This is a genomic window from Moraxella sp. CTOTU46934, assembly GCF_031979465.1.
In the GTDB taxonomy this organism is placed as follows: domain Bacteria; phylum Pseudomonadota; class Gammaproteobacteria; order Pseudomonadales; family Moraxellaceae; genus Faucicola; species Faucicola tetraodonis.
Genome location: NZ_DALZEG010000019.1, coordinates 1 through 21,645 on the forward strand (window position 1 = coordinate 1; position 21,645 = coordinate 21,645).

At 40.6% G+C, this 21,645-nt stretch carries 10 protein-coding genes and 1 pseudogene; all 11 read right to left on the bottom strand.

Annotation, left to right across the window (positions count from 1 at the left end; translation table 11 throughout):
- Positions 1 to 53: 53 nt before the first annotated feature.
- A complete protein-coding gene (locus RTN07_RS10795; RefSeq protein WP_076775502.1) occupies positions 54 to 1,010 on the bottom strand; it encodes a RepB family plasmid replication initiator protein in 957 nt (318 codons plus the stop codon).
- Between the two features lie 442 nt (positions 1,011 to 1,452).
- On the bottom strand, positions 1,453 to 2,703 hold the full coding sequence (locus RTN07_RS10800; protein ID WP_076775504.1) for a Wadjet anti-phage system protein JetD domain-containing protein: 1,251 nt from the start codon (positions 2,701 to 2,703) through the stop codon (positions 1,453 to 1,455).
- 11 nt (positions 2,704 to 2,714) lie between these two features.
- The gene (locus RTN07_RS10805; RefSeq protein WP_076775506.1) at positions 2,715 to 6,104 is read right to left on the bottom strand and encodes an ATP-binding protein; all 3,390 of its coding nucleotides are present in this window, start codon (positions 6,102 to 6,104) and stop codon (positions 2,715 to 2,717) included.
- A gap of 35 nt (positions 6,105 to 6,139) precedes the next feature.
- Positions 6,140 to 7,126, bottom strand: a complete 987-nt coding sequence (locus RTN07_RS10810) for a DUF4194 domain-containing protein (RefSeq protein WP_159676804.1) — start codon at positions 7,124 to 7,126, stop codon at positions 6,140 to 6,142.
- Between the two features lie 57 nt (positions 7,127 to 7,183).
- A complete protein-coding gene (locus RTN07_RS10815; protein WP_159676805.1) occupies positions 7,184 to 8,656 on the bottom strand; it encodes a DUF3375 domain-containing protein in 1,473 nt (490 codons plus the stop codon).
- Positions 8,657 to 8,709: 53 nt separating this feature from the next.
- The gene (locus tag RTN07_RS10820) at positions 8,710 to 12,006 is read right to left on the bottom strand and encodes a restriction endonuclease (RefSeq protein WP_312177937.1); all 3,297 of its coding nucleotides are present in this window, start codon (positions 12,004 to 12,006) and stop codon (positions 8,710 to 8,712) included.
- A 17-nt stretch (positions 12,007 to 12,023) separates the two neighbouring features.
- The gene (locus tag RTN07_RS10825) at positions 12,024 to 14,018 is read right to left on the bottom strand and encodes a site-specific DNA-methyltransferase (protein WP_312177939.1); all 1,995 of its coding nucleotides are present in this window, start codon (positions 14,016 to 14,018) and stop codon (positions 12,024 to 12,026) included.
- Positions 14,019 to 14,139: 121 nt separating this feature from the next.
- Positions 14,140 to 16,035 (bottom strand): RNA-binding domain-containing protein, encoded by a 1,896-nt coding sequence (locus RTN07_RS10830; RefSeq protein ID WP_076775514.1) that lies wholly within the window; start codon positions 16,033 to 16,035, stop codon positions 14,140 to 14,142.
- 13 nt (positions 16,036 to 16,048) lie between these two features.
- Positions 16,049 to 16,759, bottom strand: a complete 711-nt coding sequence (locus tag RTN07_RS10835; RefSeq protein ID WP_076775516.1) for a DUF4391 domain-containing protein — start codon at positions 16,757 to 16,759, stop codon at positions 16,049 to 16,051.
- Between the two features lie 8 nt (positions 16,760 to 16,767).
- Positions 16,768 to 20,157, bottom strand: a complete 3,390-nt coding sequence (locus RTN07_RS10840; RefSeq protein ID WP_159676809.1) for a helicase-related protein — start codon at positions 20,155 to 20,157, stop codon at positions 16,768 to 16,770.
- Positions 20,158 to 20,205: 48 nt separating this feature from the next.
- Positions 20,206 to 21,636: pseudogene (locus RTN07_RS10845) on the bottom strand (ATP-dependent helicase); the annotation flags it as partial.
- Positions 21,637 to 21,645 lie beyond the last annotated feature (9 nt).

Genomic DNA, 21,645 nt, shown 5'->3' on the forward strand with positions numbered 1-21,645 from the left:
CTGCTTTTTTTGTTATGATAGCGCTTTTTTAAAGGGCTGCGTAACTTCAGTTATTATTTAAATCCAAGCTTGATTAAATAAGGCATATAGTCAGATACTCTATTTTTATCCCTCTGTAATTCATCTATTAAACGCCTTAAAAAATCATTAGATGATTCGCCTATACGAGCAAAGTTACTACCAAATCCGCTATCATTAGCTAACTTTTTAGCAAATGTTTGAGCTTGAGAAGTTGTTAGTAGTTTGATGCATTTTGAATCAGCCTTTTCTTCTTTATTTGTTTTTCGCTTTTGTTTAATTATTAGTTCTAGATGAGAAATACTTCGACCCGTTCGTTGAGATTCAAGCGTTAAGTGATAATCTCCCTGTTTATTAATTTGCTCTATGGCTGGATCTAACACTCTTCTACGAAACTCGGCAATTTTCGGGTATTTATCTGACACACCAAAAATATCTTTCCACGCCTCAACAGTCATCGGTGGAATTTTCCCAATATCTTTCCATTTGCTGATTAGCTCATATAATCTTTTACTACTAGAACCTGTAAATTCAACTGTTTTGATAAAATCGTAACGAGTGTAGGATTTGCTGGTGTTCTCAATCAAAAACTTCAATGGATCAGAAAAATCTAAGATGATAAAGCCTTGTTGGTCCTGGTACATCACACCTTGCAACCAACTGTATTCCGAACGCAAGGTGGTGTAGTTATCGTGATTAGGCTTAATCACTGTCAATTTATCTGTATCATGTTCTGCTTGAATATTCTTGTCAATATACAAGGTAAATCTGAGTTTTCTATCGCCTAAAATTTTAGCGGTATCTTTTAAAGCACGATAGGCATAAACTTCATTGACACGATTAGCCGCAGCGAACTCTTGAGCACTAATCATTACTCGCCGACTACCTGACTTCAGACGATGCAATTTATTGACTGCTAATGTCATTAAATCTTGTTCAGCTTCAGTCAGGTCATATCCTGCTTCAACCAAAGTATTTGATTTAATAATCATAACTTCGTTTGCACCTTTTTTATAAAAATTATGCTCATTCCCCACTTCTTGACTCGCTATAAAACTATTTAGTGAGAGTATAGAAGTCTAAAGCGTTATGGATAAAATCATAAACTATCTTAAAATGCATCGGTTACAAAGCCTAACAATTTTCTTGATTATCGTACCGAATTTCTGATGATATTTCGGCTAAATCTTTATCATTATACATTTCACCTATCTGTACACCGGTTTCACCTATCCGTACATTTTAACTCACCTATTTGACGTCTTTATTTATCCTATTTGTACATTTTAATTCTCCTATCTGTACATCTTTAGATTATCGAATCCGCTGATAGACCGGAATTGAGAATGTCTATAATAGATATAATAAAGATAATACCAATAAAAAAATTTTGAAGTATCTTTATTCATAGCAATGTTGAAATTTGCTTATGGCTTAAATATTAGTAAGTAACCATTTATGAAGTTCAGCTATCATATAATCTTGAGCGATAAATTCTTGTTCTAACCTTCTTTGGTTTATCTCTTGTTGAGCGATAAAATCAAATAATTCGGTTTCTTCTTTTCGCAAAAACTCAGGTACACTTTTGGTAAAAATGGGTTCATCTCCTCGACTGTTCTCATACAAATCATAAGTGGTTTTATCCATCATAATGGAGTGAATATTCGGACATTTTCTACGTGCATCTGATAGCATCGCCAAGCCTTCAGAATCAATATCACCCCAATAGGCGACTTTTTTAGTTTTTAACCATTCTGCTTTTAACCATGTTAGGTTTTTACCACCACCAGCTACAGCAATTGTATTAGGTAAATGTGGTAACATAAAACAAGGCATTTCATTTTCAATGACAAGGATGTTTTTGGCAGGTAATTCATATGACAATAAAGTTTGTGATGATAACTTTAGAATCGGTAAGTTAGCCAATGCAGTTTTTGATTGCTCACAAAGCGGTCGCACGAATAGCCAATCTTTTGGCTTTATCTCACACCTTAACCAGTTGAGCAAATCAAATTCTGCAATCGATGCGTTATCGATAGTTTGCTGAGTGGGGGAATATAAGCTTTCTGCTAGAATTTCTATCACTTTTAAATTGTTTTCGATAAATTTGGTATCAATTCCTTCAATGTTAATTGCCCTAAGGTAATTTCCTTTACCCATGGCGACTTTTAGTTGTGGCAAAAGTTTTGTAAGCTTGATAACTTGCAAATCTGATAGCGGTTCTATCATTTCAAGATAGCTAATCAAGTTATTAAAAATACGTTTTTGAACGTCAGTAGTCTTGCCTAATTGCACCAATTGTTGAAATTTTTCTTGCAAACTGCTGATTCGCTGCGTCGCTGATTGACCCAACATCTCTGTTAGCTTAGGTAAATCATTGATAATCAATTTTGTGGGAATTTTCTGCTCGCCCAAAAATCCCAAATTTTTTGTCTGCCATTGGATTTTAAGATTGGGATAATCACCTTCAAACGCCTGCCAAGCTTTGACAAACGCTTGAAAAGATTGTGTATCTTGAGCAATGACTTTGCCAGAAGTTGGCGGTTTTAAAGGTACAACGATTGGAAAAATAGTTTTTTGTGGCATATTTCCTTTTAACAATTGTTTAAATTTGCCAATATTTTGCCAATAACGTCGGTTCAATTCATCAACGACTTCTTTTGGCAACTTCCCCCATGCCGTCATGTTTTACCATCCTAGGTTGTCATACTTTGTATTTGTATATTCATGTTTTCAAGCTGATTTTTTAGATGATTAGTTTGGTTTTTTTGTTGGTCATATTCTTCCCATGTTACTTCGGTCATCTGGCTTTCATGTTCGTTGATATTACGTTCACAGATAATCAAACTATTAGCAGCTTCTCGTGCTAGGTTCAGATTTTTGTAGGGCGTAATTAGGTTGATGTGAATATTAAGTTTGTTAAAGACATTAAGCACACGGCGGCTGACGGATTCTTGTGTATTAGAGAATGCTTCATCCAAAAACACGGTACTGTAAATGGGCTTATCGCCACCTGTTGGCGTCAGTACATAGGCAAGACTAGCAGCGACGATAATGCCTGCAAAGGATTCTTTTTCGCCACCCGATTTGCCACTCGATGAACTCAAAACATCGATGACTTGCTCTTCGCCTGTGTCAAGGTCGGTTTTAAACTCTTCGGCATTAAAACTCATCTGATAGCGTGGGTCTAGCAGTCTTAGGCTCTCGACATTGTTGGCGGTCGTACCGCTCGATGCTTTGTCCAAAATCACATTAATATCACTTAATAGCTTAAAGCGTTTTTCATGTTCTTCGGTGGTCATCAATCCCATTAAATTCGTTAATTGTTTATTAAAATCAACCACATGGGCATAGTTTTCGGATTTGATTTTTAGGCGTAAAAAGGTATTGGGGCGAAACTCGGTTTTTTGCAACACTTGATTGACCTGTTCAATGCCTTGTTTGATTTGTTCTTTCTCAGTGTTCATTTTGGTTCTAAAATTGACCAATGATTGGGTGAGATTGTTATTCATTCGGCTTTCAAATTTTTCGGTGAGTTTGCCCAAGCCTTCTTTGACCAGTTTGTCATAATAACCAATAAAATCCGCCATGCCTTGCTCATTATCCGTCCAGTCGGCACTAATGGGTTGCCATTTTGGATTGGCTTTAAAGCCTGCCATAATCCGCCCTGCGGTGTTGGTTTCTTCGCTTAGACGTTTGGTTTTACTGTCTAGACTCGCTTGAATTGTGCTTGCCAGTTGGAATTTATCGGCTAGATTTTGGCTGTGTTTATCGAGTTGTGCAAGGGTGTCTTCGCTAATGGCTTGATTAGCCAAATGGGCGTTCTGGCTAATTTTAGTTTCGATATAATTGAGTTTTTCTTGGATTTTGCCTTCTTGACGGTTTAATGTTTGGCTTTGTTGGGTCAAAGTGACGATGCTGTCTTTGCTTTCTTGATAAAGTTGTTTGAATTTGGCAATATCGCCTTGGGCATTTTCGATAATCGCCAGTTGCTGTTGTTGCTGTTCGAGTTGCTGTTGCCAGCTTGGTACATCAATCTCACGCCAAGTGAAGTCTTGGATTTTTTGCCAATTTTCTTTTAGCTTTCTGATGTTTTCCATGGTTTGGCGAGATTGGTTAAGCCGTTTTTCTTGCCCTAATAGCTGATTTCTTAAATCCGCTTGTTGCTCTAATAATGAATTTAACAACACTTGGTTATTAAAACCCAGTTGCCATTGGCGTTTGTCATCGATTTTGCTGATATCTTTTTTTTCAAAACGTCCTTTTTCTTTGTGAATTAAGCCGTTGATAGTCATCGAAAAAGGCGTATTGTCCAAAACTTGCGTACTTTCGACACAGGTTAAATCGTGTTTTTTCAAAAAACCTTTGAGCCACTCTCGGTACGGATGCTCTCGCCATGCCAGTTTTCTTAAAAAGCCATTTGGCAAAAATTCAGCTGATTGACGGTTATCGCTATCAACGACTTGCACTCGCAGATGTAGCCCTGTGTGGCGTTGGCTGTTGATGTAGCTTGTCACGCTTGAATACACAGCTTTATCGACTAATAGCGTGGTTCTCAGTCCGCCCAACGCTCGCTCTATCGCCCCTTGCCAAGTGGTTTGGTCGCCTTTGATATCCAACATTTCGCCGATAAATTTGGTATTATCCAAAGAAAGATTTAAATCATGGCAAAGTGTATCTCGCCATTGTTGTAATTGAAGCGGAATGTTGGAATTGGGTCGGGCTTTAATTTCTTGGACTTCGGCTTGGATATGGGTAAATTCTTGTTGAATCAAGCTAAATTGCCCACTAACCACGCCAAAGTCGCTTTGTGCTTCTGTTAGCTGATGTTCAAGGTTTTGTTGCTCATTGACCGCTTGCTGTTGATGATGTTCAAAGATAGTTTGCTGTAAATCTTTAGCTATCGTTAATTTTTCGCATAACGACTGGTAAGCTGATGCGTTTTTGCTAATACGAGCTAATTCTCTTTGGGTATAGCCTATTTCTTTTTGTAGTTCTTCGATGCGATTCCCACCCAAATTCATGTACTCGGTATAGTACTTTTGTGAGCTTTCTTGCATCTGCTGTAATTGGGTTTGATTTTCGTCGATATTATTTTTAATGGTATGATAGTCGCTTTGTAAAACGGCTAAATCTTGCTCAAGTTGTCGCTGTTCGTGTTTGGCGTGATAAATGGGGACGGCTTTTCCGAGTGTTTCAAGTTGAGCGATATCGCTTTTGAGTTGCTCCAATTTTTTGGCAAGATTGGGTAATGGCTCAAGTTTTTTGGCTTGTTCACGAGCATCAAGCAAGATATCATGTTCTTTTTTTAGGGTGTCAAACTCTTTTACAATCCCTTGGGCGTCATCTTTAAGGTTGCTTGGCTCTAGCACCAAAGTACGGATTAAGTCGGTGAGATTATCAATCTTTTTTAGCCCCAAGGCACGAGAGAGCAGGGCGGGGGCATTTTTGTTACCCAAACACAGCACTTGTTGATACAGGGTCTGATACGCATCAAAGGTTTGGGTATGGCTGATGTTTTGGTTGTCTAGCCATGAGCGAAAATGACGGTCATAATTTTCGTTAAATTCGGCTAAAACGTCTGGTAAAGTGACATCATGATTGGCAACCAAATAAATACGTCTGACATCACTCACACTGGTGGCATTGCTGTCCGCCCAAAACAGTCCAATCAAGGTAATATCATTGCCCTTGTTTTTATCTTTTTTCTTATCATCGTTATCGCCTTGATGATATAACGCCCTAAGCCCTGTGATGACTTTTTTATTACGCTTGGATTTGGTCGCTGTGGTCGCACCGTCATGCGTTTGGCCATAACTGCCCCGCATATAGGACAAAATGGTGCGGTCGGATTTGTCATTTTGGGCGGCGGCAATATTAAAGTTGGCTTGACGGGGTGGCATGAGTAATGCCATTAAAGCATCAACAAGGGTGGATTTTCCTGCCCCATTATCGCCTGTAATCAGCGTGCCGTTTGGGTCGATGTGGGCGGTGTGTAGCCCTGCAAATGAGCCCCAATTAAACATGGATATTTCTCGAAGTTTGATTTGCCCTGCCTGTGATGAGTCGAATAGATTGTTTGTCATGGTTTTCTCTTTATGGTTTTATCCATTCCCTTGATTTAGAACAAGCTTTCTTGAATATTTTCTTGTTTGTCTTGTTTGTCTGATAGCGGTATCGATTCACTTTTTTGAGTTAAAATAGCTTGCTTTGATATATGATTTTCTTGTTCAAAATCTTCATTCATTGCTTCATGAGATTCTTCTGCCATATCTTCACCGACCAAGGCTTTATATTCATTCAACATGGCCTGTAACAGACTGGCATTGACCACATAGCGTATCATGGGCGTGATTTCATAGCGTTCTTGACTGCTGTCGTGCTTTGTTGCACGTTTGGCAATTAGCAATTTGTGTTGTTTGGTAAAATGGTCTAGCCGATTGGATAATTTTTTCTTGTCTTTTGAGCCGTGGTCGGTCAAGGGCAAAAACGGCGACATTAGGCTTTCTAATTTTTCGATATCGATGATAATTTCGGTTTCGCCCAAATTTTGCCTTTCTTGGTAGTATTTTCTCAAAGTCAGTAGCAATAGGGTGTCATATACGGTTAAGGTGCGTTTTTGAATCAAGGAACTAACATCTTCATCTGCCAGTTCTTGTTGTTCGCTTTCGCTCTCTAAGTCTTCAAGCCCTGCTATATGCTCGTGATTGTCGGCAGTAAAGTCTGAACGTGCCACAAATGCCACGCCACTATGCTCATCAATGATTAGACTACAATACAGCTCAGATAAATGACGGCGGATACGGCTCTGATGGCGGACGATGTTATTAAAAAGTTGCGGTTTTTGACTGGCGAGTACCACGCCTTGTTGCGATAGATACACCAAGGCTCGGCGTGCATCATGGGGCATATCGCTACTGTCTTGGCTATTTTGGCTCGTATTTGTGTCGGTATCAATATTTCCGCTATTTTCTATCGTAGTTTCAATCACGCTATTATCAATCAGGGTATCAGATTGGCTATCATTTGGCTGTGTTACAGAAATAGGTTGATTATCGGACGGCTGGTTATTATTGCCAGTGACCATATTAAAAAAGCTGTTTGTCATTGCTATTTTCCGTGTGAATTTCCGTATTTTTTAAGGTTATTTTTTAATCGGTTTGGGTTATAAATTTAAGTTCATGGGATTATCGACAAAGTCATGGGGAAAGTGGTCTTTGCTCAAGATAAGTTTGGGAATGGTGGCTTGTAGTTGATTGCCCAATTTATCGGTTACTTGAATGGGTTCGGTTTGCCCCATGTCGGTGGCTTGCACGGCTTTGGCGATACGGATAAAGGCGACTAGTTCTTCTAGCCCTGACTGGATGGGCAGATAACTGCTGATATTGGCAAGGCTCATCGCTCCATGTTGATTTAAAACAGAATACAGTTTTTTGGCGACTTCGGTGGTTTGCACGGCATCTAGATTTTCAAGGGTTTTTTGACTCAATACACGGTTGTTTTGTTGCTCTTTGATATCGCTTAAACTGAGTTTTTCTTCGGCGACTTTTAGCCGAATACTGTCAGGCGAAGAATAAGGCATTTTGCCGACTTTTAAGCTAAGTCTTGTGTCAGTATCGAATATTTTTGGGGTTTGTTTGAAATGAATGGCACGTTTTTCAAGTTGTCCAATCAGTCTATCAACGGCATGATTTTCACTCATCGCTCCGCTTTCGATGTAGGACTTTAGCTGTTCTTCGGTACGGCGGCGAATGCGAAAAACTCGGTCACTTTCACGGGTCAGCTCTGGGATAATGGTGCTTAAAAACTGCTGATGATGGGGCGCAAGTTGAGATTTATCCAAGGTTTTTAGCACACTTCGCATCTGCTCGGTAAACTCAGTCAAGCGGTGGTCATCGGATAACAACTGAAAAAATCCGTCAAAAGCACTGCCAGCATCGGTCTTAGCAAGTAGGTCTTCTTGCTCAAAGACTTTTTGGAGCAATTCGCCTTTGCTCATATTGTTGTCAATCATTTGCACTCGCAGGTCTTTGTCCATTTTGCGGATTTCTTCTTCGAGTAAGCGAAAGTCCCCTGTCAAGCCAAACGCTAGTTGATAAATCTCTCGAATGCGTTCCTTTTTTTCATAGTCGTTGAGATAGACGACATTGCCAGCGTTCAAATCGGAAATTTGACGCTCTAGTTGGGCTTTTTGTTTTTCTAAAATGGCGATACGTTCAGCGGTGTTTTCACTCATCATGACTGCCAAATCTCGCACCGACTCTTGGACAATTCTCAGATGCGATGCCGATGTGCTAATCATCCGCTCGTCAAAACTTTGGCAAAACCGCAATACCCTATCGGTCGAATCGGTGACGGTAATGCGGTTATCCATTTCTCTGAGCCAACCTTTGTTTATCCAGTCATTAAGATAACTGCTGGCATTGGATTCGGTCTGCCAAGTGCCGTCCAGACGAGCTTCGGTGAGAAAGTTGTCTAATAAAGTCTTGGCTTGGGCATAGCTGATTTCGCTGTCTGTCTCAAAGGCGGTGGCGATAAAGGCTAAGATAAACGGAGCATTATCGGCTCGCAGTAGTCGCCATGCAGCCGACTCTCGAAAGTGACGTTGGTAATTTGCCGATTTTGCCATAAAGCTCATGATGATGCCTTTTTTAGTCTATGTTGTTTGGGCTTATGCGATACGCCCTCTGTCTATTTCATCCCTACGATTTGCATTAAGCTGTCAAAGCTATTAACTACTTCATAGCTAACTGGCATTTTTTCAACTGCCGCCAAGGTATCCACTTGTTCAAATTCGCTATTGTTACCTTGTGTCTGTTGCAGTTTGGCAAAAAACGCTTTGGCACTGGCGATTTTTTGTTTTTCGGTCTCTCTCAAGTCTATTTCGCTGGTAGAGCCTTTGGTCTCTGCGACAAAATAGACATGACGTACCTTGTCTTGATTAAAGGCAATCGCCCAGTCAGGGTTATAACCGCCAAATGGCGTGGGGATGACAAAGTTTTTGGGCAGTTTGGCATACACCACAACTTCATTGATGTGCTGCTCTAGCTCTGCCAAGAATTTGCGTTCAACATCCGAGTCTGTTTCCACATACTCCCAGACATGACGATTGGCTTTAATGGCGGTATCTGACAACGGAATATTACTTACAAAGATATCGTTACTATCGTATCGCTCTTGGGTAAGCTCATAGGCGATGTTTTGTACAATTAGTTTGGCTTGTTGCTCGTTGATGATACGGCTGACTTCGCTGATAAAGGCTTCTGGGTTATGTTTAAACTGTGAAAAGACCGCTGAGTTTATTTTACTCAATACAGCAACGACAGTACGACGGGTCAGATTGGTACGGCTTGCCACTTGCCCGATAAGGTCATAGCGAATCGGCGTTTGTACATTCACACTATATTGCTCACGGTTGGACTGCACTTGCCCAAAGCTGTCACCTTGTCTGAGTGTGTCGTAATCTAGACTATCTTTTTGCTCAGATGTTTTGACGGTATAGGTGAGTGACTGGACAAAGTTGTTATTACGCTCACGGCTAACTTTATCAATTTCGCTGATACTCTCAGCAATTAATTTTTCGCTATCAAGCTGGATTTGATAAATCGATTTTTGGTTGATGCGTCGCCATAGGGCTTGGAATTCTTTACGGTTTAGATTGTCTGGGTTGATGGTATTTTTAGGTCTATTGCCATCGTTAAACATGCCATCAAGGGCATTTGGATTCACCACGCTGCTAATGAGTTTATGGATAGAATTGGCAAAGGGTTGCAACTCATCGGGCAGTTTTGGCAATTTGCCGTTTTCTTTATCTTGATGATAGCTTTCTGACAGATTACCTGCTTTATCCGTGTAACCATGAGAACGTAAATAGAAGAAAATTTCATTAGCTGTATCTGCATCAACGACCATTTGCCCACCCAGTTCACTCACCAAGGTTTTACCCGTGAAGTATTGCGGATTGGCTTTGCTTGGGCGATTGGCAAGGGTGGCAAGCATTTCTTTTTGAAGTTCGCCGACAAACTGAGTATAGCTTTCATTGGTAATGACGGTTAGGTTATTAAGCCGTTGCACTTCGCCCAATGGTAGATAACCGCTGTCCATGCGATTGCCAAATTTATCCACCGCTAATCGCAGACCACGCCCTACTTCTTGACGGCGTGAGATGACGTTGTCTGAATGTTTAAGCGTACAAATGACAAAGACATTGGGATTGTCCCAGCCCTCACGCAGGGCGGAATGCGAAAAAATAAACCGCACGTTTTTGCGTGCCTTTTGTTCGTCGCTGTCTAGCGGTTCGGGGAATGCCAGTAGCGATTCTTTGTCCTTTAAAATCAAGTCATAGGCATCGATGTCGTCAGCGACTAGCACTTTTTCGCCCAGTTCTTCGTCTTTTTCCAGTTTGGTTTTTGGGTCTATCATGTGGCGGTTTTTATCAAGGCTAAAATAGCCGTTGTGGGTGCTGTCGGCACCGATGGCTTTGAGGTAGTCTTGGTAAGGGTCATTTTGTAGGTTCAAATCAATCCGCTGTGCGATTTCGTCCTTGTAGGCTTGGACGAACATATTGGCATAGTCGCCATTGACCATGTTGCCTTCGCTGTTGTATTGGCGGTATTTGGCGACTTCGTCGATAAAAAATAGGCTCAAGACTTTAATGCCTTTGTGAAACAGTCGCTGTTCGATATCTAAATGCGAGCGGATAGTTTCTCGGATTTGGATTTGGCGTAAATCCTTGTCTTCGCCTGTGCCTTGTTTACTGTTGCCTTGTCCGATAGTCAGGCGGATACCATTGGCAAATTCGATACTGTCGGCGGTGATGTTGGTGACGGTGTAGTGGTCGTTATATTGTTCGGCTTCGTTAGAAATAACAAATAAATCTCTGCCTTTTTCCACATTACGGATTTCTCGGCGAAACTCGCCTTTTTTGGATTTGATTTCCATTTCTAATCGTGCGACAGGGGCTTTGTTTGAGATGATGATGTCTTGTAGGTATAGATAGCCATGTGTGCCTGTCAAGCCTTTGACTTCGATGCCTTTGACGGTGATTTTTTTGACCAGTTTTTGGTTGTAAGCGTCGAGTGCGTCTAGGCGATAGACTAGGTTGTAGTCACGTTTGTGGGTAGCAGAATAACGTAGGATAAACAGCGGATTAAAGTTTGCTAATGACTGTAAGGTCTTGTCCGCGCCCATTTTTTGCGGTTCATCTAGGATGATAATAGGACGGTTACGGCGTATCACGTCAATGGGACGGCGAGAGCCGAATTCATCTAGGCTGGCGTAGATTTTGCGTGATGCTTCGTTGTTCGCCCCTTCTTTGATGGTGTTAAAGGCTTGCACATTAATAATCATGATATTGATACCGCCATCTGAGCTAAAGCTCTCTAGGTGGTGCAAGGCTTTGGAGTCGTAGATAAAGGCTCGTGGCTTTTTGCCGTATTCTGCCAGTAAGTCATCCGCCATCATGCTAATGCTTTTGTTCACGCCTTCCCGAATGGCGATACTGGGCACGACGATAATAAATTTTGACCAGCCGTATTGTTTGTTCATCTCAAATATGGTGCGTAAATAGGTGTAGGTTTTGCCTGTACCTGTTTCCATTTCGATGTTGAGATTGAGCGGGCTTTGGGTCAGGCTGTCGCCTTTTTTGTTGTCAGCTGTGACAAGCTCGGTGGATTTTGGTAATTGTCTATTGGCTTGCACCGTTTGGATGTTTTTAAGAATTTCATTCAAGTCAAATAACGGCGTATTGGCAAAGCCGATATTTTCATCGTCTAACATATCATAGGTTTGTAAGGCAGAATTTTGCAATATATCAGTTTCGCCAAAATCTAGCCCTGCCTGTTGTGTCACGCGTTTGGGGGTTGGCTGTATGCCCCTATCGAGTGTATAGCGGGTTTGCCCAATCAGTTGTTCTTGTCCACGGAACACATCGACGACGGCTTGCACGGCATCGAGTTGGTAGGCTAAGGGTTTGAAGGTGATTTTCATGTTTTTCTCCTTTTCCCTTAGATAAAGCGGACATCGGTATGCGGTGATAGTTGTTTAAAGCGTTCTTTGATGTTGGTTTTGTCGCTGTCGGTGGCGATGGCGCGTTCGCTGGTGATGAATTTGAGTGGATTGAGTGCGGCGATGTCATTGACCATATTTGCGTCGATGTAGTCTAGGCTGGCAATCAGTGAGTTACCGCCCACTTGGTAGATGGTGTGTCCGCCTGATTTACTAGAAAGCTCGGTGCGTTCAATGGGCAAGGATAACGGCACGCCAGTGTCTAGCATAAACTGAAATAGTAAGTCTTCGTCGCTGCGGTCTTCTTTGATGTTGTTTTCGAGTGTAGCGAGTAGGTCTTGGTTGTAGTCTTGGGGGCGGTAGTAGATGTCGTTCATGTTGCTGGTGTCGATTTTTAGGACTCGAAAGCCTGTGTCAAGATGGTTTAGGTCTTTGTCGGCGTTGTCTTGGCGGATTTTTGTCCCTGCTCGGCGGATGCGTTCTTTGGATATTTCGGCGATGGTTGGGTAGCCTGCCTTAAACGCTTCGGATTTTGAATCTGTTGCCTCTGGGATTTGTACCATGATAAATTTGCGGTTGCCACCGTCTTCGGCGTTCAGTTGCATAACCGCATGAGCCGTTGTCGATGACCCTGCAAAAAAATCTAAAGTTAGGGCGTTTTTCTCATCATTAAAACTCAAAATATGTTTAATTAAATCTATTGATTTGGGGAAATCAAAAGGTAGTTGTTCTGATTTTAGCCATTTGGTGGTTGCTTGAGAGTCAAAATATAAATTTGATTTTGGAACTTGTTCATTATAGTCATGTAAGTATCTTTTAACCCTAGGAATTATGCTTTCGTCTTTACCAAAAACTATTTGGTTATTTTTTACCATTTGTTTTAAAGTTTCATCTTTATAACGCCAACCACCATTCGGTTTTGCACATGGCTTACCTGTTACTGGATGCAAAATTTCGGTTTTAAAATTCCCATTATCAACGCCACCAGAATTATCAGTTTCGTACACACCATTTTTATCTGCATAGGTAAAATGGTCAAAATCATAAAATCTGGGGTACTTAACTAATTGTAAAAGCTCCTGATGAATTTCATCTTCAGTCAAATTCATTTTTAACAATTGTTTTGCTCGGCTTTCATAGGCTTTGATTTGTTGTTTTTGAATTTTCCAGTCTTTGGTTTCTTTAGTAAAGTCTTTAACAAAACAAAGAATATATTCATGTGAAACTGATATTTTTTTTGCATTATTCTTTGAAGAATTTGAGTTTACAATTAATTCAGCAATAAAGTTTGTATATCCGAAAACATCTTCACAGATTTTTCTCAAATTATGAATCTCATTATCATCAATCGAAATAAAAATCACGCCATCATCAGCCAACAGATTACGAGCCAATTTAAGCCGACTATACATCATCGACAACCAATCACTATGAAACCGCCCATTACTCTCCGTATTCGCCACCAACCGATTACCATCGCCATCCACCTGCCCCGACCGCTCAAAAAACTCAGCCGTATCCGCCGCAAAATCATCGTTATAAATAAAATCATTCCCCGTATTGTACGGCGGGTCAATATAAATCATCTTCACCTTGCCAAGATAACTCTCCTGCAACAACTTCAACGCCTCAAGATTATCCCCCTCAATAAACAAATTGCCCGTCGTCTCAAAATCCACACTCTCCTCACGGCACGGGCGTAACGTTTTGGCTATCGGACTGTTCGCCGTCACAATCGCCTCACGCTTGCCCACCCAGTCAAGGCGATAACGCTCTTGTGACCCATCAATGACCGAATGCGATAATTCTTGCTTGAGCAATTCAAAATCAATGCCCCGCTCAAGCACTACTTCACCGTTCATATCACGGATAACCTTGCCTTGCTCATCGGTTTTTGGCTTCTCGGTGACACAGTTGGGGAACAGCGCGGCAAGACGCTCAATATTGCTATCGACTAGGTTTGGGGTGTGCATTTTTAGGTTTGACGATGGCATGATTTTTTCCTCTTTTGATAATAGTTAGATGTGTATTCAATTACACTGTACACATTACACTGTACATTTTTCTATTTGACTTCACATTACACTGTACATTGAAAATATTGTGAACTTTGTATTATGAACGAATAAATGTTTTGCCTTTATCAGTTGTTATATACGTCTGTCGTCTATCTTTAGGGTTATCGGGATAAGTATAAGCTAAGTATTCATTCTTAACCAAATCAGCCAAATACCGATTTCTCAACCCTTGAAGATTAAGACCCAAACGACGGGCAATCTCTCCAGAAGATAAGGGTTTTTCCAAACATAACTCTAGTATGGTTTTAATTCTTAGACTTTTACCTGTTAAGCCAGCATTCTTATCTGTCAAGCTTTGGTTATTATTAGGGTAGCTCGGCTCGTTATTAGGGTAGCTCGGCTCATTATTAGGGTAGCTTGGCTCGTTAAGACCAGTGCTTGCACCTGCCAAGCTTTGGTCGTTACCTGCTAGGCTATTATCACTCGCCAAGCTATAAACCGCCCATCGTCCGCCTGTCGATACCAGCATACCTTGCTTTACAAGGTGCTGTAACATCTTGGTGATATCAGCAGGATGATTGGGTAATAATGTTTTTAGGCGTTGATGATTGGCTTCATTCTCAAGATAGATAGTTGCTAAGATAGCCTGTTCATCAGTGCTAAGAGCTAAAAACGCTTTGCCATATTCATTTTCTAAATATTGCATGACATCGTTTGGAAACAAGTCATTCATGCTCAATTCAAGCACCGTCTGATAATTAGGCTCTCGTTTCTCATACAAAGATGGCAATTGCCAATGACAAGCTCGCCAACCTGCTAAAATCTGCGGAATCCCCGAACCTGCCTGCTCGCCTGCATTAATAAATCGGAACATCTTATGCAAGTTGCGATTACGGCAATCTGACTCACCACCTTGCAATGATATCTCAATAGGCACACGCATTAGACCAGGGTTACGAAAATAGAAGTGATTGGTGTATTTTACAATCTTGACTGATGCACGGTCACTATAGTCTGCGTGAACCAATGAATTTACCAAGGCTTCACGGATAGCTTTATGAATGGGGGTATCATCCTGCCGTTCACCATTTTTTAACTTAAAAGGGATTTTAAGGTCTTGGGGAAGTTTAGCTGATACTTTACGATAAAAATCGAATAGATTACCACTCCAATTCCCATCGGGTACGATTCTATCTATCCAGCGAACTGTATCATCATCAGATTCTCGCTCTTGGTAATCTAACATATACTCTGGAAAAATCTCATAAATAGCTTCTTGATGTCCGAACATCAGTAGCCCAGCTTTTGTTAGTCCTTGTTCCCCTGTCTCACGATTTTTGCCATAACCACCTATTTTAGTCAAAAAACTCTGGTTATCGTCATCATTCCAAGGTGACGTAGGGTTAAAGTTAGTATAACGTTGCCGATAAGCTTGTAGGGACGTTAAATCTAAATCTGACAACGAAAAATTGGGCAGAATATCACTATCTAGGCTATCTTTAACCTGTTCAGCAATTAACCGTTTGACTTGTTCATCAGGTAATCTAAAATCACCCTCATGCTGTCGAATAAAGGTATTACCAAAGGGATTGCCATCTAAAAATATGGGTTGTTGCTTACGAGTTGCCCTAGGAACAGAGACTAACAAGACCGTCTTGCCTTGAATATCCCATTCAAAAATATTGCTATCTGTGAGTAGGTTGTAGCTCACTTTATTCTTGTTATTGACTGTCTTAAAAATATCATCTTTGATTTGATGAACTCGCTCAATACCTGATACTTCAAAAGTGTTGTTTTGCTTAATTTCCTTGACCCCAAGTATCACAACACCGCCATTTGTATTGGCAAATGCACTATAGCTATCCCAAAAACTATTAGGTAACTCTCCTTTACCATCTTTTCCCCCAGCAAGTTTACATTCAATATCAACACTTTCTTGCAGTTCTGAAAGGCTATTCTCTGTAATTTGCTGAATAATCTGACTAATACTCATGGGCTTTCCAAAATTATTTTAAGAACTCGTTTAACTGTTTCTGCAACCCTTGCAACTGCAAGTTCATCTCAACTTGTCGATTAAACTGCTTTTCTTTATCAATGCGTTTTTGCAACACCTCAATTTGTTTATTCAACAACGCTACTTTTTCGGCATACGCAATTTTATCCGCTATTGTATCATGCGATACGCTTGCCTGAGCGATAGCTTGCGGTGCAATGGGTGATAAGTCCAAATCCTTGGGCAAATCCACTGCCAATAACCGCTCAATCAACCACTCGTACAAATCCGCAATGCTAAACACCAAAGGCAAATCTTGACGCTCATTAACTTCTAGCCAGTCGGATGAATAATACTTACCCAATACCACTTTTTGGCTATCGGCTTGGTTTACTCTTTTATAAGTGGCAATCACCTTGACTTGATGACTAAAATGCACCTCAAAAATAATCGGCGATGGGATGGTCTTATCAATAAATTCACAAATATCGGTATCAAACTCAGCTACACGGCTGTCAATCTGAAAAATTTGGATTTCTTTGACCGTGTCGCTATCGGACAAGTTAATCGTTTGGCTGGATAACTTGTACGCCCAGCGGATAGTCTCGACTTGCTCGACAAATAAGCGTTCGATACGGTGGGTGGCATTGCCTTGTTGATAGAATTTATTTTTGGGAATCAGTTTATCGACTTTGGCGGTAGATGGATAACGATATAACACAATAACATTCCTTATGGTGTATCATCAATTAGCGCAATAAACCCAATCAACTCAAAATCATTAATCCCCGACACATCATCGACTAACGCACTGGTCGTGATACCGCTAAACAAGCTGTCAATATCCTTTTCCGCCTTCACGGCTTGGATACTGGCGACCGCTTGGTCAAGTAGCTTAGAATAATGTGCCATATTGCGACCATCATCGGTTCGTGCGTTAAAAACCTCATAGGCACTAGGTAATGGTTTATCAAGATGACGACTAGCAAGGCGGGCTCTATCAAGTAGCTTTTTGGCTTGGGTATAGTCGTTAATAATCTCGCCTGTTTCATTGATATAAACCAAAAAATAGGGATAAAGACGGTTAGCGGTTATATCACTTGAAAGTTCTTTGCTGAATCCTTGTCGTGACTCAAGGACAAATATCACACCTGCAGGCAGACCATCGTCCGCTCTAGCAGGTACAACAGCGTGTAAGCCTTTTGGTAAACGGGTTATTTCTGGATTTTGCTCCAAATAAGCAAGCAAATCCATGCGAAAATCATTGAGCCCCAAATCGGTAATCGCAACGCCTGTATTGGCATCTTCAAGGTCTAATACTTCGTTTTGCAATTTTTGCAGTTGTTCACGGCGGTAGGCGATATCATTGGCTTTGGCGGACAAAATATTATCATCGCCTGTACTGGTCATATCCACAATCACCATGCGATTTTCCACGCGCTCACGCAAATTGATATAGTCATCAAGGCTAATGTCAGGCCAATAATTGGCAAGTTGTATAACTTGGTTGGGTGAGCCAATACGGTCAATCCGCCCAAAACGTTGAATGATACGCACAGGATTCCAATGAATATCATAATTAATCAGATAGTCACAATCTTGCAGGTTCTGACCTTCAGAGATACTGTCCGTTGCAATTAATAAATCAATCTGACGGCTTTCATCAGGGAAAATGGCTTGTTTTTGCTTAGAAATGGGAGAAAATAACGTCAAAAGCCCTTGCATATCATAGCCGTGACGGCGATTTGGCATAGATTTAATAGTGGACTTATTATGAGTACCTGTAATCAGAGCGGTATGAATACCAAACCGCTCAAGCATCATGGGAGCAATATACTTGTATAAATAGTCTGCGGTATCAGCAAACGCAGTAAAAATGATAACTTTGCGGTTATTATTATTGATAGGTGTTTCGATTTTTTGGGTAATATGCTCAAGTAAATGCTGGAGTTTGGCATCGGCTTGTTCATCAATCGGGAGAATAGAACGTAATATCCCTTCAATAATCACCAAATCACTGGACAAATCCGCTTGCCAACGCAGTAAATCCATATCTTCAAGATGAATTTTAAGTTTTGAACCGATTAAATCTTCTGGATACAGATTTTCGCCATTTTCATCTTCGTCATAGCCCCAATTATAGCTTGAGTCTAGGGAAATACTAACTTCATCGCTGTTTTTTTGTTGGCTGGATTTACGTTGTTTAAAATCATCTATTTGAGATAACACATTTTTGATATTGGTCTGTAACACCGTTAAAGTCAGCCGAAACGCATGAATAGAGCTTTCTAGGCGTTTTAACAAATTAACCGTCATCAAAGCTTGCAAGCTTTTTTCACGGTCAATTTGGCGGAACTTACCACCACCTTGCGTTTGGGTATCAAAAATCGCTTCATACTTAGCAATCTTGCTATCCAAAATATAGCCAACAGGGGCATAAACCGCCATACGAATAAGCGATAAATCTTGATAAAGCTCATTAAGTGAGACGGCTTTTTCATCGCCTTCTGGATAAGTAGAAATGTGAGTTCTAAACGATAATGGCTTGAGACGCTGTGGGAACTGCCCAATATCCTTGGTGTCATAAAAACTTTGGATATGTTTGCGAGAACGAGCAATGGTGACGCTATCTAATAACTTAAAAAAATCAAAATCAAGTAAGTTTAAAATTGCCGATGTGGTGCGTTCTTGTGGTGATAGTTTTGCCCATACGTTAAAGCTGGCTTGAGCTCGCCTAAAAATCGTCTCGATATCTCGTTCAGTATCTAATTTGGCATCAAGGTTTTGGCTATCGCCTTCATAGGCTAGGGCGAGTTGATTTTTTAAATCATTAAAACGGTTATTAACTGGGGTAGCCGATAGCATCAATACTTTGGTCTTGACCCCCTGCCGAATCACTTGATTCATCAAGCGGTCATAGCGAGTTTGTTTATCCTTAAAAAACTCTCGATTGCGAAAATTATGTGACTCATCAATCACTACCAAGTCATAATTTCCCCAATTGACTCGTGACAAATCAATACCTAGTGTCTCGCCACGTGTGCGGGATAAATCCGTGTGGTATAGAACATCATAACTAAATCTATCTTTAGCAAATAAATTGGTTACCACATTGCTATTATAATTTGTCCAGTTTTCAGCCAGTTTTTTGGGGCAAAGCACCAATACGCTTTTATTGCGTAGTTCATAATATTTGATGACAGCCAGAGCGGTAAAAGTTTTACCCAAGCCGACACTATCCGCGAGAATACAGCCGTTATAAGTTTCTAATTTGTTGATAATACCCTTTGCCGCATCTTTTTGGAAATTAAACAGTTTTTGCCAAACGAGCGTTTCTTGAAAACCTGTTAAATCATTGGGTAAGACATCTTCATTAATATCTTGCAAAAAATCCTGAAAGATATGATACAGCATCAAAAAATAAATGCGTTCTGGTGAGTTCTCTTGATACACCGAAGCGATATGTCGAATAATAGATTCAGTGATATCTTCTACCTTGCTGGTATCACTCCAGATTTGGTTAAATAAATTAAGATATTGCTCGGCAAACGGGGTTTCTAGTCGATTGACAATATTGGAGATGGCATTGCCTTTTTCATAGCCCAATCCAACAGGTGTAAAGCCTTGAATAGGCATATAGGCAAATTTGTCTAGACTATTACCAATATACAAAAATTCTTGCATAGGCGCATTACTGCGATTTGACTTAAATATGGCTTTTCGTCGTATCCAGTCGGCACATTCTTTGGCAATCGCTTTTTGGGTTAGTTTATTTTTGAGATGTAGTTCAAAGGCAGTACCATAAAGGCTATTTTCTCGGCGGATTCTTGAGCGCAAATCTTCATCTAGCGATTCATGGATAACATACTCTCGCTTTTCCTTTTTAATTTTATCAACCATACTTTCTATTGGGTTTTTTGCTATGGAATTGCCAGCGACGAAAGTAGGTGATGTAAAAATAAACTGCAAGCTTTCAACTTTTTCAAGTTCATTTTTCAGAGCAGCAAACGCATAAATAGAAAAGTAAGACGCAGCAATCTTAATGCGATTTTCTGAGCCATTATTTAATTGTGATTTAATGTCATTGCCAAATAAATTGTTAATATTATCGATAAGCTTCATAGCATCTAACTTACTAGGTTTTAAATTTATTTAAGATAAAGTTATATTTTAAAAAGGTATACCATCAAAATCATCCCCTAAATCTAGCCCAATGATTGGTCGATTTGTTAGCGGTCTATGACTGTCAAAGCTATCCCTTCTATTTGTAAACGAACGCATTCCTGCATCATCAGGTAGCAAATCAGTTGGTACTTCACTTAAGAAGTAACTTTCAATCGTACGGTTTTGCCCATCAACCCGGCTCGTCGCCCAGGTATTTAAGTTTTGCCGTGTGATAATCAGTTCATCTTTTGCTCGAGTCATTGCCACATACAGCACACGCCTTTCTTCTTCCACTTCTTCAAAACTATCTTGAGCTCGTATATGCGGATATTGTCCCACAGACGCATTGACGATATAGCACACTTCACGTTCTGCCCCTTTGGCAGAGTGAATGGTAATCAGCGTCACCAAATCATCATTATCTTGTTTACTCACTTCACTATGCGAGATTGGGTCTAACACATACGCTTCAATAAAGTCAGCTAATGTGCCATGTCGCATGGCAAGTTGTTTGATTAAATCAAAGTCACGGGCTCGGCTTTCCCAGTCTTTTTTCTCATAATTCTTTTGCAGTTGGTCAGTCAACGCATCAAAGGCGATATCAATGCTTTTCTCTGGCAGTTCCTGTAGCTTAGCAAGTTCCTTAAGTGCTTCAATAGCAGGTTTTGATACTTTGCTTTTCTTATCAAGCACCTCAATGCAAGCATTCAAGTCTGGTAAGGTTAAAAACTCATTAACGAGCTTCCCTGCTCCAGCATCGCCAATGCCATCCCATAGCGTTAAAAAGCGAATCCAAGCGAGTTCATCTAGGTAGTTAACGGTCACTCGTAGCATACTGATTAAGTCTTTAACATGCGCCGCTTCAAGTAATTTGGTGCCGCCAATAAACACATACGGGATATTTGCAGCAATGAGTGCGCTTTCCACTTGTCGACCTGAAAACGCTGAGCGCAGCAAAATCATATGATGATGCCACGGTGCCCCTTTGTCATAACGCTTTTTTAAATCACTGACGATAAATCGCGCTTCATCGAACTCATTGCCAAAGCTGTAGAGCACCGGTTTAATCCCTTCACCGCGATGTGCGGTAAGCCGTTTTTTATAATCGAGCTCACTTCGATCAAGTAGCCAGTTGGACAAGTCCAAAATTTCTTGAGTTGAGCGATAATTTAAATCCAGTGTTAGCACTTCGGCATCAGGTACTCTTTCTTTAAAGCTATGAATATTTTCAAAGTCCGCCCCGCGAAAGCCATAAATCGACTGGGCATCATCACCCACGCAGAATAACTGGGTACGTCCAATAAACGGCTGCAATAGTAACCACTGCAACGGGTTGGTATCTTGCATTTCATCAACCAATAGATATTTGGTCGTTTGGGTTACTTTTTCTAAGAACCTGTTCACGATTAAAAAATATGCTAGGATAAGCCACATAATCGATTAATA